This window comes from Bifidobacterium sp. LH_230, from assembly GCF_056357555.1.
This window is the reverse complement of record NZ_JBKEWJ010000030.1, coordinates 1-16,508: the sequence shown is the minus strand read 5'-3', so window position 1 is coordinate 16,508 and position 16,508 is coordinate 1. Positions and strand designations below refer to the sequence as shown.

Below are 16,508 nucleotides of genomic sequence, written 5' to 3'. Positions count from 1 at the left end.
ACCGTCACGCCGCCGCGAATCGTCCGGTACAGTAATCAACCATGTGCAGATTACTGGGATACGCGACGGCCGGGGCCAACACGAGCCTCACGGCTGCTCTCGGCGCATCTGCCGTAGACGAGTTCCGCGAGCTGAGCGAGATCCACAACGACGGTTGGGGTGTGGGTCTGCTCAGCGAACCCGTCGAACCGCCCTACACCCGGGACGGCGGCGCGCCCGCGCCGGAAACCGGTGTCCAACTGTATAAGAGCACGCTCGCCGCGCGCTACGATTCGGTGTTCCCGGACTTCGCGAACGCCCCCGCGCGCGGCGCGCTGTGGCACCTGCGGCTTGCCAGCTCGAACCTGCCGCTCATCCTCGAAAACCAGCAGCCGTTCTACGCGAACGGTCTCACGTTCATCCACAACGGCGACATCTCCGACGAGAACGGCGTGAACATCGTCAACAACCGGCATTATCCGGTCAATCAGGGTGCGTTCCTAGCGACCGGCGGCCAGTCCGATTCGGCGATCTTCTTCTCCGTCATCCTCGAGTTCATCGGCTTTGGCTTCGCGCTCGACGAGGCCGTCGCGCAGGCCGTGCGCCAGCTGCGCCAGACCTACCCGAAGTCGAGCTACAACTGCATGATCCAGAGCCAGGACCAGTTCGTCGCGTTGTGCGCGGCCGGCCGCGAGGTGACCAGCCCGCGCATCGTCGAGATCTACGATCGGTACGGCCGTGGCGAGCAGGCGCACGACTACCGCGTGCTGCGCTACCGTTCGCTCGACGGTTCCGCGGTCGACTCCCGTGGCGCCGGCAAGGGCGGCGTGGTCGTAGCCAGCTCCGGTTTCGAGCAGGCCGAGTCCGACGGCTGGACGCGGCTCAACAACGACCAGATGATCGTCGCCTCGAACCGCACCGGCAAGTTCCGCGTGCGCTCGATCTGAGAGCGGGCGCCATCAGCGCGGTTCGGTTTGCTGATGAGGTGGCCGAACAGGTCTGTTTTTTAGGGGATGGTGGCGGTCGGCTTGGCCGAAGCGGGCGAAAACCGCCGACGTGGCGAGCCGATTACACCCACTTGCGTGATGTTGGTGATAGTACCGGTGGCCTCCTATCCCAAATATCACGCTAAGAAGATGGTTGGCGTGATGTTGGTGATAGTGGAAAGCCGGTGATAGCAAAAACATCACGCAAGGGGTTTATCCCCGTGATGTTGGTGATAGATCGGGGACGATAGCCGCCAAAATATCACGCGAAGGGGCTTGCTGGCGTGATGGCGGGGATAGTTGGGGGAGGTTGCTATCCGCAATGTCACGCTAAGAAGCTATTGGCGTGACGTCGATGATAGGTCGGTGCTGGTAGTAGCAAAAATATCACGCGAGAGAGGCGGGCGAAGCGGATGGTGTGGATGATTGCCGACTGGGACGCCCTACAATGGCGGTATGACCGGATATATTCCCACGCTTGACCAGATCGACGAGCTGCACCGCAGGATCGCGCCGTCCGAAGCCGCCTATGATCTCATCCACACGCATTGCGTGATCGTCGCGCAGATCGCATGCCAGCTTGCCCGCCGACAGAACGCGTTGTTTATGCGGCGTTGCACGCTGCCGGACGATGCGCCGGAACTGTCGCACGATAGTGCCGGCGCATCGGCCGGCGAACCGGTTGATGCACCGAACGGCGCGTCGGCAGTCGACCGCAAGATCGAGTGGACCGTGCCGCCGACCGGGGGAGTGGCAGGAGGCAAAGTTCCGCCGCGTCTACTCGACGAGCATCTGGTGATGATCGGCGGCCTGTTGCATGACATCGGCACGTACCAGGTGCTCAAACATGACGGTTCGGACGGCGAACCGCTCAAATTCAGCGGTAAACGCTACATCCTGCACGGTCTGCTCGGCTACGAGTGGCTGCTCGAGCAGGGCGTGGACGAGTCGATCGCGCAGTTCGCGCGCAATCACACCGGCGTGGGGCTGACCAAGGTCGAGGTGATCCGTCAGGAGCTACCGCTGCCGCCGGCCGATTACGTGCCCGTCAACCTCGAACAGGAGACGGTGATGGTGGCCGACAAGTTCCATAGCAAGTCCACGCCGCCGAAGTTCCTGTCGGTCGACGCGTACACCGCGAAGGCCGCGCGGTTCGGCGAGGAGAACAGCCGCAAGTGGCTGGAATTGGTCGAGCAGTACGGTCGGCCCGATATCGCGGCGATGGCCGAGAAGTACCACATGCGCATGGTGTGACGGCTGGCTGGGGCGGGTGGTTATGCGTATAAACAGTGGGGCTCCTCACATGAGGAGCCCCACTGTTGTGTGATGCGGTATCGTCCGCATGATGCGTCCGATACGGTGTTGTTGGCGGCTTCGCCGCTGCACCCCACCCGTCAGCTTCGCTGACACCCTCCCCTGAGAGGGGAGGGAAAGGTGATGGGCGGATGGTGCGTGATGTCCAGTCGGAACTCTCCCCTGAGAGGGGAGAGCGTCAGCGAAGCTGACGGGTGCACGGCGCCCTAGTACTTTGTCGGACTTAATGTGATGGGTTTGACGCTCCCCCAGTCGGCTTCGCCGACAGCCCCCTCAGCCGAGGGGGCCGAGAATAAAGACGCGTCAGTTTAGGTCCGACAAAATACTAGTCGGAACTCTCCCCCTGAGAGGGGAGGGAAAGGCGATGGACGGACGGGTGTGCGTCGCCCAGTCGGGACCCTCCTTTGAGAGGGGAAGGGGAGGCTGGGGACGAGCGCGAACACTCAGGCGTTCACGTAGGTGACGCGCTCGGCGACCTCCGCGACCTCGTCGGAACCGGTGATGACGATCACGCAGCGCTTCGGATCGCCGTGCGTCAGCCCGATCAGGGTCTTGAGCACCGCGACGCTGTCGTCCGCGTCCAGTCCGCCGGTCGGTTCGTCGGCGATGATCACCTCCGCGTCGCACGAGATCGCACGCGCGATCGCGACGAGCCGCTGCTGCACTGCCGGCAGCTTGCCGACCGCCGTGTTCGGCGTTTCGCTGTCGAACCCGACGCGGTGCAGCAATTCGCGCGCGATCACCGGTTTGGGCTTCAGGAACGTGCGGCCGGACGCGTCCATCGCGTACAGCACGTTCTGCTCGGCGTTCAGATCGGCGCGCACCGCGTAGCGCTGCGGGATGATGCCGATGCGGTGGCCGCGCAGCTCGCCCGGCTCGATCTCGAGCACGTTGAGGCTTTTGTTCATAACCGCGCCGTCGTGCGGGCGCATTATGCCGGTCATCACGCTCAGCAGCGCGACGCGTTCGTCGTCGGACTCGACCCGGATCGCGTACAGGTGACCCGCATAGAAGTCCGCGCTCGTGCGGTCGATCGTGTTGTGTCCGGTCTTGCCGTCGGTAACCGTCACCTTGTTGAGCGCGAGCGACGGATACGACTTGAGCAGCACCTTGTCCGCCGCGTTGCCGCCGAGCTCCTTGTCGAGACGCTCGGACAGGCGCAGCGATGCCGGCGCGGCCGTGTCGATGCGTGCGCCGGCGGCTATCTTGCTGTCGGCGGCGTTCTTGCCGAGCGACAACGTTTGCGCGACCTTGGCCGCGTTTTCCGCGGCGACGTGATCCTGCTGCGCGATGCCGCGCGGGGCCGTATCGGCTGCGGCGGTGTTGGATTCCGCAGAAGATTCAGCAGGTTCGGTTGCCGGTTCCGCTGCGTCGGACTCGCTATCGACAGTGGCGGATGCCGCATCGGCGATCGCATCGGAGACGGCAACCGGTTCCGCAAGATCGGCGACGGACGCATCGTCGGCGTCGTCATCGTCGAACACGATGCTGAACTGGACCGACTCCGCCGGCGACGTCGCGTCGGACTGATCGGACTGCGCAGACTGATCGGCAGCATCGCCTGCCTGGTCGGCTGCCGTATCCGCCGTCTGATCGACGGCGCTGTCGTCGTGCTGCGTATCCTCGGCAGCGGTGGATGCCGCGGTGGATTCGGTATCGGTCATCGTCGTGTCCTTCCCGGTTGCGTTCTCGTCGGTCGTCAGTTCGTCCTTGCTCATGCCCGCGCCTCCTCGGTATCGTCATCAGCAGTAGCGGCGCCATCAGCGGCAGCGGTGTCCGCATCAGCCGCATCATCAGCCGCATCAGCGTCCGCGCCCCAGCCGTCGCGCGCCGCGAACAGCACCGGCGTACGGAAGAACGCCATCCGCAGTCCGGCCACGATCATCAGCACCAGCAGTGCGACCAGCGCGACCCACAGCGCACGCCACACCAGATCACCGGTCACCGGCGTTGCGTAGCCGTTGGCCAGCGCCGCACCCAGCGACTTGGAACCGAACCCGGCCGCGATCAGACCGATCGCGAATCCGACGACCACGGGGAACAGCGTCTCCAGCATGAACTGCCATGCCATGCGTCCGCGCGTCACGCCGGACGCCAGCGCGAACCCGATCTCATCGGTACGACGAACGCACACGCCCAGCAGTGTCAGCACCAGCAGCAGCACGCCGCCCACGGCCGGCACCAAGGCGCCGCTGCCCACGTTCAGACGCGAGTTCAGCGCGGTCAGCGGCGTGGTCTTCGTCTCGTACTCGTCGATCGTCGGCGAGCTCAGCTCGTACTTCTTGTCGATCTTCGACGCGACCTTCTTCGCGTACTTGTTGTAGTCGCTCAGGCTCGAGAACTCGAACACGTAGCTCAGGTCCGGCTTGCTCCAGTCGCTCGCCGCCTCGTTGCCCCAGTTGAGGTCGTACATGGTGGAGTAGGCGGTGTAGATCACGTTGTCGCGGTTGTCCTTCGACAACTTCGCGTCGGAGCCATGGCCGGCCGGCGCGTTCGCGTCGACGTACTCGTAGATGCCGCGCACCGTGAACTCGGTCGTCTTCGACTTGTCGGCCGGGGAAGCGACGGTGATCTTGTCGCCCACCTTGAGATTGTTCTTCTCGGCCAGCGCCTTCGAGATCAGCACGCCGTCGGGGGCCTTGCCCGAGTAGCTCAGATGCTTGCCCTGAACCACCTTGTAACGGCCCAGATCGTTCTGGCGGGCCGTGTCGACGGAGGTGAACGACTTGAGCGTCAGCTCGCCGCCGGTCTTGTCCGCGTCCTGATCGGCCGTGCCGGCGATCGCCTGCACCGAATCCTTGGTCTGGCGCACCGGGAACGACGACGACGCGTTCACGTTCGACAGCTGGATCGAGTTGCTCGTGACGATCGTGTAGTAGTTGTTGTACTCCTCGGTGGTCAGATAGTTCTTGACCCACGACTTGTCCGCGCCGTCGTACTTGGCCTGCTGCGCGGCCGTCATGCGAACGATCGCACTCGGCGCGAGCGCCTCACGGTCCGTGGTGGTGGCCGTGGTGTTCGCCTGCTGCACCGACCATCCGAACAGCGTGCCAAACGCGGCGACCAGTGCGATCAACAGGGTCAGCAGCGTGCGCAGTTTGTGGCGCATCAACTGTGCCCAGGCATTCCTGAGAACGAACATACGGCTTCTCCAGTCCTCTTGAAATCTCATGCGGGCACGTCGCCGTGCAGACTCGAGCCGGCGCGTCGCGGCGCATGGCGGCGTCGCATGGGGTCCGGTCCTGCAAGCGGTGCGCTCGCAATGGCGTATAACGTTGGCCGGGGTGCCGCCGGCAGCGAGGCACAGCCGCAAACGATGGCATCCCGTGACAACACTATGGCCGTGCTATGTGGATGTTTTCTTGTCGAAGTCTACTGTAGTCCTGCAATAACCCTGAAAGAAACCTGAAACGGGGGTGACAGGGCAAAGGTGTGACCGTTCACGGTGCGCACAGCCGGGGCGGTCGGTAGTGCCGCCGGATCGGGAGGCGATGGCGCGTCGCCTCCGTCATCGATGCGAGCGAACCGCTACGTAGCGCATCTTTCGGGACATTGTTTCGTCGCCTACTGTTAAACTGCGGCTACGTAAGCAATCGTCGTCACACCACAATGGAATGATGTCGCCGCTTGTGACAGGTTCGCGGCGGAGGATATCGCTGCACCGTGATCGCAACGGATCGGACGCGATCGTCTGGCCGAAGGTCCAGCCGGATCGATGCGCCATGCAGGCGAATTTGGAGGTAGTCATGTCACATCGCCCCGCGCACACCAGCGAACTGCCGAACCTCGGCTGGCAGGGCACGCGTCCGAAGCATTCGCTCGGTTATCGCGTCGGGCACGCGGCCGTCACCGCAGTCGCGCTCGTCGTGGTGGGCGTGCTGTCGTTCGTCGGCACGATGGCGGCGGCGACCTTGTCCGACGTGAACACGACGGTCAACAAGCAGAAGGTGCGCGTGATCGCCCAGGACGGCAATGACGACGACGAGAACACGCTGGTCGACCCGTACGCGAACACGCCGATCGACATCCTGCTCATCGGCCAGGATACGCGCGACGGCAGCGACAACACGGCCATCGGCGGCGATGCGGCGGATACGCAGAACCTGCACAACTCCGACACGACGATGATCATGCAGATCTCGGCCGACCGCAAGACGATCAACCTCGTCTCCCTGCCGCGCGACCTCATGATCGACGCGCCGAGCTGCCAGACCACGAACGGCGAGATTCCGGCGCAGTACACCGTCCAGTTCAACTCGATCTTCGCGAACGCGTACGCGCAGGGCGGCGACGTCTCGTCGGCGGCCAGCTGCACGCTCAAAACGGTCAATTCGCTGGGCGGACTGGATATCAAGAACTTCATGGTGATCGACTTCGGCGGTCTGGTGAAGATGGTGAACGCGATCGGCGGCGTGGACATCTGCGTGCCGACCGACATGTACGACACGTACACCGGCCTCGATCTCAAGCGCGGCCTGGTGCACATGGACGGCACCACCGCCACGCAGTACGCGCGCACCCGTCACGCCACCGGCACCGACGGCTCGGACACGATGCGCACCACGCGCCAGCAGTATCTGATCAAGAAGATCATCAGCACCGCGCTGTCCAAGAACTTCTTCACCCAGTCCAGCCAGCTGTACCAGCTCGCGAAGGCCGCGCTGGAATCCGTGCAGATGAGCACCGGTCTGGCCGACACCGGCACGTTGGCCGCCCTCGCGATGAGCCTCAAGGACTTCGACATCACGCACCTGTACTCGCAGACGATCCCGGTCGAACCGTGGGTTGAGGACGCGAACCGCAGCCAGTTCGCGACCGGCGCGGAAGCCGTGTGGGAGAAGCTACGTAACCACCAGCCGCTGGTCGAGGAGCAGACTTCGGATAACAGCTCGAACAACGATTCGACGAACAACAACACCGACTCGACCACCACGGACGATACGACCACCGACACGACGACCACGGACGGCAATGATTCGTCCGCATCGTCCGGCACCGGCTCCACCGACGACGGCTCGAAGTACGACGCCAACACCGGCGTGGTCACGCAGGCCGACGGCACGCTGATCGACAAGGAGACCGGCGGCATCATCGATCCGGAAACCGGCGCGATCCGCGACGCGACCACCGGCCAGTACATCGGCCTAGCCAACCGCTACATCGAGGTCACCTACTGCGGCGCGTGACACGCCCCGGCATCTACGTAGCCGTTGCGGCGCGCACGGTCATGTGGCTGTGTGCGCCGTCGATCTTCGCAAAAAATTAAATATCGCGGGCTACTATTCGTCTCTGTACCGAATTCCGGCAGGACGATAGGAGACGGCCGCATGCTACAGAAACCGTCGCAGCACGCCAATCGCAAGGGTTTTCACGCCATGCGCAAGCATGCGGGAAACAGACGCATGGCACTGTGCGTGCTGATGGCGGCTGCCGGGCTGGTGTTGTCGGGCATCCTGTTCTACGGCGTGTCCGTGATCCGTATGTATTTTGATGCGAGCCGGCTTATGGACGCCGGCCAGTCTCTGGCGAATACGGCGCTTGGCTGCGGATCGGACAAAAGCGTACCCGAAGCATCTCAGGAATTCGTGACCTCCGCGCGGGCGCTGCGCGACGAACTGAACCAGCCGAAATGGACGTTCGTGCGCGACCATACCGCATACGGCAACGACATCGACGCGGCGCGCACCATGCTCGACTCGGTCGGCAACCTGGTCGACGGCCCGTTCAGCGACGCGACCGATCTCGTCAATCAGCTGAACGGATTCTCGTCCGACAGCAAAACCGTCGATCTGAGCGCGCTCGGCAAACTACCTAGCATCGTCACAACTGCCCGCGCCGACATCAGCAAGGAATCGGCCAAACTCGAGACGGTCGGCCAACCGCGGCTGTCGGTGACCCGCAAACTGCTGAACGCCGGCAAAACCGGTCTGCAGTCCGCGAACAATCTGCTTGACGAATACGACGAACTCATCGATCTCATCCCGCAGCTGCTCGGCGAAAACGGCACGCGCACGTATCTGGCCGCGATCTACAATCCGTCCGAACTGCGCTCCGGCGGCGGCATGGTCGGCAACATCGCCGCGATCACCGCCGATCACGGCAAGGTGACGATCGGCGATTTCTCGCCCACCACCGACTTCGAATACGCGACCGAACCGCTCGACGACGAGAACGCGAAGGAGGCCGAAGTGTTCGGCGAGTGGATCTGGAAATACCCGCAGACCACCACGATGAACCCCGACTACCAGCGTGCGGCGGTGACGCTCGCGAACCTGTGGAAGTCGCAGAAAGGCAACGAACACAAGGATGTGGCCGGTGTGCTCGCGCTCGACCCGGTGTTTCTGCAATCGCTGATCGGCGCGACCGGTTCGGTGACGCTCAACGACGGCAAGGTGCTTGACGGCACCAACACGGCGCGCTTCTTCCTGCACGACATCTACAGCGCGTACCCCGATTTCGACCAGCAGAACAAGTACACGAACGCGGCGTCGAAGACGATCATGTCGCATGTGTTCTCGTCGGTCAACACGTCCACCGCGTCCGGCGTGCTCAAGGCGCTGCGCGATTCGTCGGCCGGATCGCATCTCAAACTGTGGATGCAGCACAGCGACGAGTTCGCGGCGCTCGTGCAGACGGGCGTACTCGACGCGAACGTGGCCGGCTCGCTGCCCGGCAGCGAGAAGCAGCCGGTGGCCGGCGCGTATTTCTCGGAGATGCAGGCCAGCAAACTGAGCTGGTATCTGGACGTGAACATCAAGGTGACGAAGACCTGCGGCACGACGTTCGTGGAGGATGCGGGCAAGCAGGTCGATCCCGATCAGGTCGGCGATCTGATGTCGACGCGGCTGGCCGGGGTCGCTGAGGAGTCGCTGGGCGACGAATACACGGTGGTGCTCAAGCTGAAGAACACGCTGACGAAGCAGCAGGTGAAGGAGCTGCCGAAGTTCGTGACCGGCACGGACGAGACGCCGGGATCGATGTTCCTGCGCACCACGCTGATGGCGCCGACCGGCGGCGAGATCACCTCGATCGCGTACGGCAACGCGGTGCTGCAGGCCAACGGGCCGGTGGAGAACCGCCAGTTCGTGGTGCTCGACCCGTCCGATACCGGGCTGGAGCCGGGCAAAACCGATGTGATCGTGTACACGGTGCGCGTCGCGGAGGGCGCGTCCGATCCGCTGGACGTGGTGACCACGCCGGTGATCGGCGAGTCGGGGGAGTACGACGGCACCGATGGGGCCGTGACGGACGAGTGCGGTGCGGATGTGCCGGATGCGGCCGAGGACAAGGCGCTGGCGGCGGCCGGTGGTTCGGAGGATGGCAAGGGCGATTCCTCCGATAAACAGAGCTCTGATGGGGCAAGTAACGGAGGCAGTGGAAGTAACGGTTCCGGCAACGGCGTTGCCGGCAGTGGCTCGGGTAACGGCAGGGGCAGCTCGGGTGCCGGCTCCGAGGCGGGCACCGGTTCCGGTTCGGGTGCCGGTTCCTCCTCCGGCAGCGGATCGGACGCCGCCAGCACGCTCGACTCCCTGTCCCAGCTCAAAACCCAAATCCAATGCCCCGTGGACCTCAAGAAACTCGCGTCCTAGCCTCGGCGTGTCCTTATTCTCGGCTCCCTCGGTTGAAGGCCGAGCCGTGAAGCAAACGCCGGCGGCGTTTGTAGGCGAGGTGCGAGCGGCAGCGAGCCGACAAGGCGCGGCCGCAGGCCGTCCGCAATTGCGGGACGCTGTCGGCGAAGCCGACTGGGGGAGCGTCAAACCCATCACATTAAGTCCGACGAAGTACTAGTCTGGATATCGGATGACACGCTACGGACACCACACGGTATCCGCCGAGAGAAAGGCACGGCAATGGCGACGGGCAAGGCAAACGGCAAACCATATATGGAGTACGCGATCATCGGCGAGTACTTCATGCGAACCCAGCCGACGATGGTCCACGAGTCGTTGGATGTGTTTGAAGACGAGATCGGCTATGACGGCCGCCCACTCACGGACGACGAACAGCAGGATCTGTCGTCGTTCTCGTTGGAATGGTTCATCTTCGACTACCGTCTGCCGAACGGTCAGACGCCGCTCACACGATACCCGATGTCTCCCGGCATTAAGCTCAGTCGCAAACAGGTGAAGGACCTGCAGGAAGCCGCCGATACGCAGTTCGTCGGCACATTCTGGGTGCTTTCGTCCAGCGCCGCGGACCATGCGGTGCGTCTGGAGAACGCGGCGACCGGCGAACGGTACGATGTGTCCGACGATTCGACCAGCCAGTCGCTGGACGGCATCGACGGTGGGCTGCTGACCGCGCGTCTGGCCTGCGTGCGCGGCACATGGTATTTCCCGGGGAACCTGATCAGTTTCCGCCGCGTCAAGCCGACCGCACGACTCAAGGAGATGTTGCGAGCGTTGCAGGCCGACAACGACATGACATTTGCGGATTACGTATCGATTGAGATGGGCTTCGATGATGCGGATGGCGGTGATATGGACGATGGAGACGGCGTTCTTGAGATGGAGCGCGAGCATCCGTGGGAAGTCATGGAACGCTATCGCGGTATGAGTGCGGATGAGCGTGCCGAGGAACTGGAACGGTTGCACGATCGGTACGATCAGTTGCGTTCGCGTTGCACGTTGCCGTACACGTGGGAGGGATTGTGCGATCTGATCGCCGATGAGGGCACGGCTGATGATCCGACCCTTGCGACGCGAGGCGCGGATAGCGCTGACGATCGCAACGCCGCGACAGATATGCTGGACCTGATCAAACTGGTGATGCCCGCCGAGCCTGCGGATGATGCGAGCAAGTCAGAGCCGAACGGCGATGCCGAATACCTGCGTCACAGCGGCATCGGCGAGCTGATCGAGATCTTCATGCGTACATGGAACCTCGTTCCGCATCGCATCCTCAACGGCAAATCTCCCAGTGAAGTCAGGCCGAGCGACGGCTATGACGGCCTGTTCGACGAGACGTTGCTGCAATGATGATGGCGTGCGGACTCCTGCTGACCTGATATGGTCGTTAAGGCGTTGTATCACCCGAGTGCAAAGGCGGCGCTCTGTCCATCGGGATGGACCTGCGGAAACATTCGATTAGAAGGCTGGATGCGCGCGGTATTTTCCTTGGTCCTGTCATGCTTTGCTGTTGAACACGATTACATGATGGGGTGTGGCTGGATTTCGTGTCATACTTTGGCGGGAACGGGTAGTTCTACGCAAGTGTGACAAGCCACCAGCGTCTGCGTGCAGAATGCTATCCGGAGATCGTTGGTATTGCAAGGTTCTTGTCATTGTCCGATTGTCACGCTTTGGCTCAAATTCAGCTTTTCCATATTGCGTGACAGATCCGGTGTCATACAGTCTCCGAAATCGTCCATTCGGGCAATGCGTGTCAACGGCCCGCGCCACATTAGCCCAGTATCCTTTGTTGATCCTCATGTGTGACAATCCCGTCCGCTTTCCGGCGCAGAAAGGATCGTGCAAAGCATGACGCAAGTCAGGGGGGCAATCCGGCATAATCGCGGCACGTTTCGGCAGACCAAAATCAAAAAGCCCCGGAATCTTCCGAGGCTTCTCACAAGCTCCTGCGGCTGGGCTTGAACCAGCGACCGTCCGATTAACAGTCGGATGCTCTGCCAACTGAGCTACGCAGGAATATTCAATTATCACCCCAAGAACCAAGCTCTTGAAGCAACGGAAAGAAAGAATACGCAGTTTCGCCGTCATATGCAAATCGCCGCACCTTCGGCGTGTCGTCAAACGGCGAGGGCAGTAGGTACAGTGGAAAACGTGCGTCTGGCGGCGGCCGAAGCGGTACGTGGAATGCCGGATGTGTGGCATGGCGTGAGGAGAGGGATGATGCGGTTGGTGTCTGCAACGGGCGACGGCTCGCGTAAGAAGACACATGGCAAGAGGATTACGGCCGGCGTGGCGACGGTTGCCGTGTTTGCGCTTGCCGGTTCGTTGACGGCTCCGGCGTTCGCATTGACGGATGTTGCGATAGATTCGGATACCGTGGCGGCGCAATCGTCGGGTACGGCATCTTCCATTGACTCGGATAGCGCATCGTCGGCTGGTGTTCGTCTGGCTGATCAACAGACTGCGAACAATAGTTCCGCGGATGGCACGGATGGTGCCGCGATGCCGGACAATCCGACCGTCGAACTGCCGGCTCAAGTGAGCGAGTCGATTCCGGACGACGCGACGATCGTGTCGGAAGACCTTGCGGTGACGGCCGATGGTGAGGTCAAGGATATCGAAACCGGACAGACCGTGACCGACGAGACGATCGTCGGCACGCCGGACGCGCCGGCCGATCCGCTGGCAAAGACGGATGGCGAGTCGTTCATCCCGGTCGATGCGAGCGATGTCAAGAATGCGGTGGCTGCGAACGGCGGCGATGCGAGTGCGTCTGACAGCGATGCCAAAACCGAAACCGGTGCCGGTGACACATCCAATGATGCCGATACCGGTGATACGCCGAACGACGAATTGAATACGCAAGAGCCGGAATCCTCGTCAGCTGACACCTCGGATAAGAACAGTGATGACGCTTCTGCCCCTGTCATTTCGAACGAAGGCAAAGCCGAAGCCGAGAACTCTCTCCCCGACAACGCGTCTGGCGCATCCAACGTTCCTGACGCCTCCGATGACGGTTCCAGCACCAGCGGCACGGATGGCACAACTGATACGCCGAACAGCAATCCCCAATCCGGACAATCCGTTGCGACCAGCCCCTCTGCTGCAACATCTTCCGCAACCGCGCACGTCTACGCCGCATCCCTCGGCAATAATCAGTACGGTGCCCACTGGGGCACGTACAACGGCACGTCGGCGTTCTTCGAGGCCGATGGCAAGCTGTTCGTGCAACAGGCCAAGAGCGTGATCGACGTCTCGTCGTGGCAGGGCAAGATCGACTGGGCAAAGGCCAAGGCGGCCGGCGTCCAGGGTGCGATCATCCGCATCGGCTACGGATCGGGCAATGCGGCCGACAAGTACGCGCAGCGCAACATCAGCGAATGCAAGCGTCTCGGCATCCCGTTCGGCGTGTACCTGTTCTCGTACGCGGAGAGTGCGGCCGACGGCACCGAGGAAGGCAAGGACGTCGTCGCCAAGCTCAGGCAGCTCGGTGCCAAGCCGGGCGACCTGACCTACCCGGTGTTCTACGATCTCGAGAACTGGACCGGAACGTGGACCGGTCACAAGGCTCCGACCAACCCGAACGTGTGGAACGGCGCGGTCAACAACTGGTGGGCGCAGCTGCGCGCCGCCGGCTACACGAACCTCGGCGTGTATTCGTACACGAACTACCTGAACTCCGCGCTCAACACTAAGAACATCCATGCTAAGACCCGCTGGGTCGCCAGCTACGGCGCCCGCACCGGCTTCCCGTTCTCAACCAACGACCGTGCCTGGCAGTACACCTCGCAAGGCAAGGTCAACGGCATCGAAGGCTCGGTGGATCTGAATGCGTTCGGATATCACGAATATCAGGCCGCGGTCGATGTGCGTACCCTGCCGGCCGTGAGTGTGCCGACGAGCGCGACGAACGGTGGCGCATACTACATCAACGCGATGGTCAAGGACTCGTCCGGCATCGATATTTCCCAGGCCAGCACGGCCGACGGCGTATCGATCCAACTGTATGCCTACAACAAAGGCAGGAACCAGCAGTTTGCGTTCACTCCGCAGACCGATGGCAGCTACGTGATCACAAACGTCAGCTCCCGCAAGGCGCTCACCGTGCGCAACGCCCAGCCCAAACTCGGTGCGGTCGTCCAGCAGCAGACCAGGGATGGCAGCGTCGCGCAACGCTGGTTCATTCGCGACTCCGGTACCGGATACTACCTGCAGTCTGCGCTCGGTAACTGGGTGCTGGATGTGACGGCCGCAGCCACGAAAAACGGTACCAGAATTCAACTCTACGCGCCGAATGGTTCGAAAGCCCAGAAGTTTCTTATCGCATCGGCCGGCATAACGATTGCCACCGGGAAAACCGTGAAGATCGCATCCGCGCTGAACGGATCGATGGTCATGGACATGCCAGGCGCGTCCACCGCGAACGGTGCCAGGGTCCAATTGTACGGCTGGAACGCCACCGAAGCGCAACTCTACCGGTTCAATGAGGTCGGCAACGGCGTATATCGCATCACCAACGCGCGGTCCGGCAAAGTGCTCGAAGTGGCCGGAGCCAATACTGCGAACGGTGGCATCGTGCAGCAGTACCAGTCGAATGGCACCGGCGCTCAGCATTGGTCGCTGATGAGCTATGGGACCAACCGGTATACGTTCATCAACAACGCGTCCGGCAAGGTCATCGACGTGCCGGGCGCTCGCGCTAACTCCGGAGCGAAACTGCAAACCTATGCGCGCAACGGCACGAAGGCGCAGCAGTGGTCGCTGACCGTGGTCAAGACACTGCGCGAACGGCTCAACGACAGTGCTGCCGCGAATCGCAGCGTGATCAAGGACGGCGTGTACATGATTGCGTCGCGCGGCAAGTCGTCGATGGTCGTGGATGTGTCCGGCGGGTCACACAACAACGGTGCGAATGTGCAACTGTATTCGTGGAACCGTACGAATGCGCAGCGGTGGCGAGTCACGCACGACAAGGCCGGGTATGTAACGATCACGAACGTCGGTTCCGGCAGAGTGCTTGATGTCTCCGGTGCGTCGACAAAACCGGGAGCGAACGTGCAGCAGTACGCGTCGAACGGCACCTACGCACAGAAGTGGATCGCGGTGAAGAACGCAGATGGCTCGATCACGCTGCATTCCGCGCTCGCCGAAAGTCGTGTGATCGACGTTGCATCGGGACAAATGCGCAACGGCCGGAACATTCAGCTTTACTCGTCCAACGGCACCTATGCGCAGAAGTGGACGTTTAAGAAGCTGTGATGCTGACCGATTGGGAACTTGTAATATTATTCCGTGATTCCAGCGGTCATGCGGATATATGCGGCATGTTCACGTAGATATTCACGAAGATATGGGATGGCGAAGTCGACTTTTCCATATCCACGTTCCTCGACTACTTGTGCATCGATGAGTCGCATGCGGTAGATGCTTGCATATCGAGTGTCCTTCCCCATGCGCTCGGCAATTGTTGCCGTCGAAGACGGTCCTTCGTCTTGAGCCATTGCGAGTAGGTATGTCTTATCGGTGGGAGAGAGTCCGTCCAATTCTGGTCCGTGCACGGTGTGGTGGTAACGTTTTGTTGGACTTCGTTGTCTGAATAGTCGTTCAGCACGTTATCACATGCGTTCAGGCGACGAGCTCGAGTTTGATGCGCTTGTCCCTGTACCAGACCATGTACACTCGTCCAGCATGGCGGCGAACTCGTCCACCGTCACGCCCTGGAAGCTGCGCTTGTGGAAGAACTCCTGCTTGAGCCGGACGAAGAACCCCTCAGCGGCCGTGTTGTCCGGAGAACAGCCCTTCGCGCTCATGGAACGCGTCAGCCCGTGGTCCCTGCAGATGCGGATCCATTCGGGCCACCGGTAGTGGCAGCCCCGGTCGGAGTGGATGACGGGCGTCTGGCCGGGCTTGAGCGTGGCGCACGCGTCCTCGAGCATCCCGTTGGCCAGGGCGGCGTTCGGGCTCGTGCCGATTGTCCAGGCCACCAGCATGCCGTCGAAGCAGTCGATGACCGGCGACAGGTACACCTTGCCCGCCGGGATCGAGAACTCCGTGATGTCGGTCACCCACAGCCGGTTCGGCGCGGTGGCGTGGAAGTCCCGGTTCACGAGGTTGGCGGGCGCGCCGCCGATCTCGCCCTTGTACGAGCTGTAGCGCTTCATGCTCTTGAACACGGGCACGAGCCCGTGAGCCGTCATCAGGCGCATGATCCGCTTCGCGGAGACCACAATGCCCGCGCTCATCAATTCCATGTGGATGCGCTTGTACCCGTGGCGTCGACGACTGTTCTCGAACGCCTCGCGTATCAGGGCGAGCAGGCCCTGTCGGGCCGGTTCATGGCCTTGAGCTGGTAGTAGTACGTGCTGCGCGCGATGCCGACCTCCGCCAGCAGGCCCTCCGCATCGACTCCGAGCGCCTCACTGACCTTGTTGACCAGGATCGCTTTTTCTCTATTGGCCGGGTTGTCCGGGTCTGCGCCCGGCTCTTGGCGGATTCTAGTGGTGGTTGCAACACCCGTGTTGCTGGTTGATTTGGTTGTGTGATCGTATCATGCCTCGTTGATCAGGTCGAGGATGGCTTCGGACGGTTTCCTGAATCC

At 62.1% G+C, this 16,508-nt stretch carries 9 protein-coding genes and 1 tRNA gene; 6 read left to right on the top strand and 4 right to left on the bottom strand.

Features of this window, described 5'->3' with window-relative positions; translation table 11 throughout:
* The first annotated feature begins 41 nt into the window (after positions 1–41).
* Both AC1A0G_RS11340 and AC1A0G_RS11335 read left to right on the top strand, forming a co-directional pair.
* Positions 42–926 carry a class II glutamine amidotransferase gene (locus AC1A0G_RS11340; RefSeq protein WP_476529810.1) on the top strand — a complete coding sequence of 295 codons (885 nt, stop codon included), beginning with the start codon at positions 42–44 and terminating at the stop codon, positions 924–926.
* A gap of 495 nt (positions 927–1,421) precedes the next feature.
* On the top strand, positions 1,422–2,219 hold the full coding sequence (locus tag AC1A0G_RS11335) for an HD domain-containing protein (RefSeq protein ID WP_476529808.1): 798 nt from the start codon (positions 1,422–1,424) through the stop codon (positions 2,217–2,219).
* Positions 2,220–2,722: 503 nt separating this feature from the next.
* Here AC1A0G_RS11335 and AC1A0G_RS11330 read toward each other — a convergent pair.
* Positions 2,723–3,997: an ATP-binding cassette domain-containing protein gene (locus AC1A0G_RS11330; RefSeq protein WP_476529806.1), complete on the bottom strand. Its 1,275-nt coding sequence runs from the start codon at positions 3,995–3,997 to the stop codon at positions 2,723–2,725.
* A complete protein-coding gene (locus tag AC1A0G_RS11325; RefSeq protein WP_476529804.1) occupies positions 3,994–5,421 on the bottom strand; it encodes an ABC transporter permease in 1,428 nt (475 codons plus the stop codon). Before AC1A0G_RS11325 ends, AC1A0G_RS11330 begins: the two co-directional genes overlap by 4 nt.
* Positions 5,422–6,025: 604 nt before the next feature.
* Between AC1A0G_RS11325 and AC1A0G_RS11320 the strand changes: the two genes are divergently transcribed.
* The 3 genes from AC1A0G_RS11320 (at position 6,026) to AC1A0G_RS11310 (ending at position 11,257) form a co-directional block, all read left to right on the top strand.
* Entirely contained in the window at positions 6,026–7,465 is a 1,440-nt protein-coding gene (locus AC1A0G_RS11320; protein ID WP_476529802.1) for an LCP family protein, read from the top strand.
* Between the two features lie 141 nt (positions 7,466–7,606).
* Positions 7,607–9,868, top strand: a complete 2,262-nt coding sequence (locus AC1A0G_RS11315) for a DUF4012 domain-containing protein (RefSeq protein WP_476529800.1) — start codon at positions 7,607–7,609, stop codon at positions 9,866–9,868.
* A gap of 261 nt (positions 9,869–10,129) precedes the next feature.
* Positions 10,130–11,257 carry a hypothetical protein gene (locus AC1A0G_RS11310; RefSeq protein WP_476529798.1) on the top strand — a complete coding sequence of 376 codons (1,128 nt, stop codon included), beginning with the start codon at positions 10,130–10,132 and terminating at the stop codon, positions 11,255–11,257.
* A 596-nt stretch (positions 11,258–11,853) separates the two neighbouring features.
* On the opposite strand, the gene AC1A0G_RS11305 is transcribed toward AC1A0G_RS11310, so the two are convergent.
* Positions 11,854–11,926, bottom strand: a tRNA-Asn gene (locus tag AC1A0G_RS11305).
* Positions 11,927–12,412: 486 nt separating this feature from the next.
* On the opposite strand from AC1A0G_RS11305, the gene AC1A0G_RS11300 reads away from it, so the two are divergent.
* Entirely contained in the window at positions 12,413–15,169 is a 2,757-nt protein-coding gene (locus AC1A0G_RS11300) for an RICIN domain-containing protein (protein WP_476529829.1), read from the top strand.
* 356 nt (positions 15,170–15,525) lie between these two features.
* Here the strand turns inward: AC1A0G_RS11300 and AC1A0G_RS11295 are convergent, their stop codons facing one another.
* The gene (locus AC1A0G_RS11295) at positions 15,526–16,215 is read right to left on the bottom strand and encodes an IS3 family transposase (RefSeq protein ID WP_476529827.1); all 690 of its coding nucleotides are present in this window, start codon (positions 16,213–16,215) and stop codon (positions 15,526–15,528) included.
* Between the last annotated feature and the right edge of the window lie 293 nt (positions 16,216–16,508).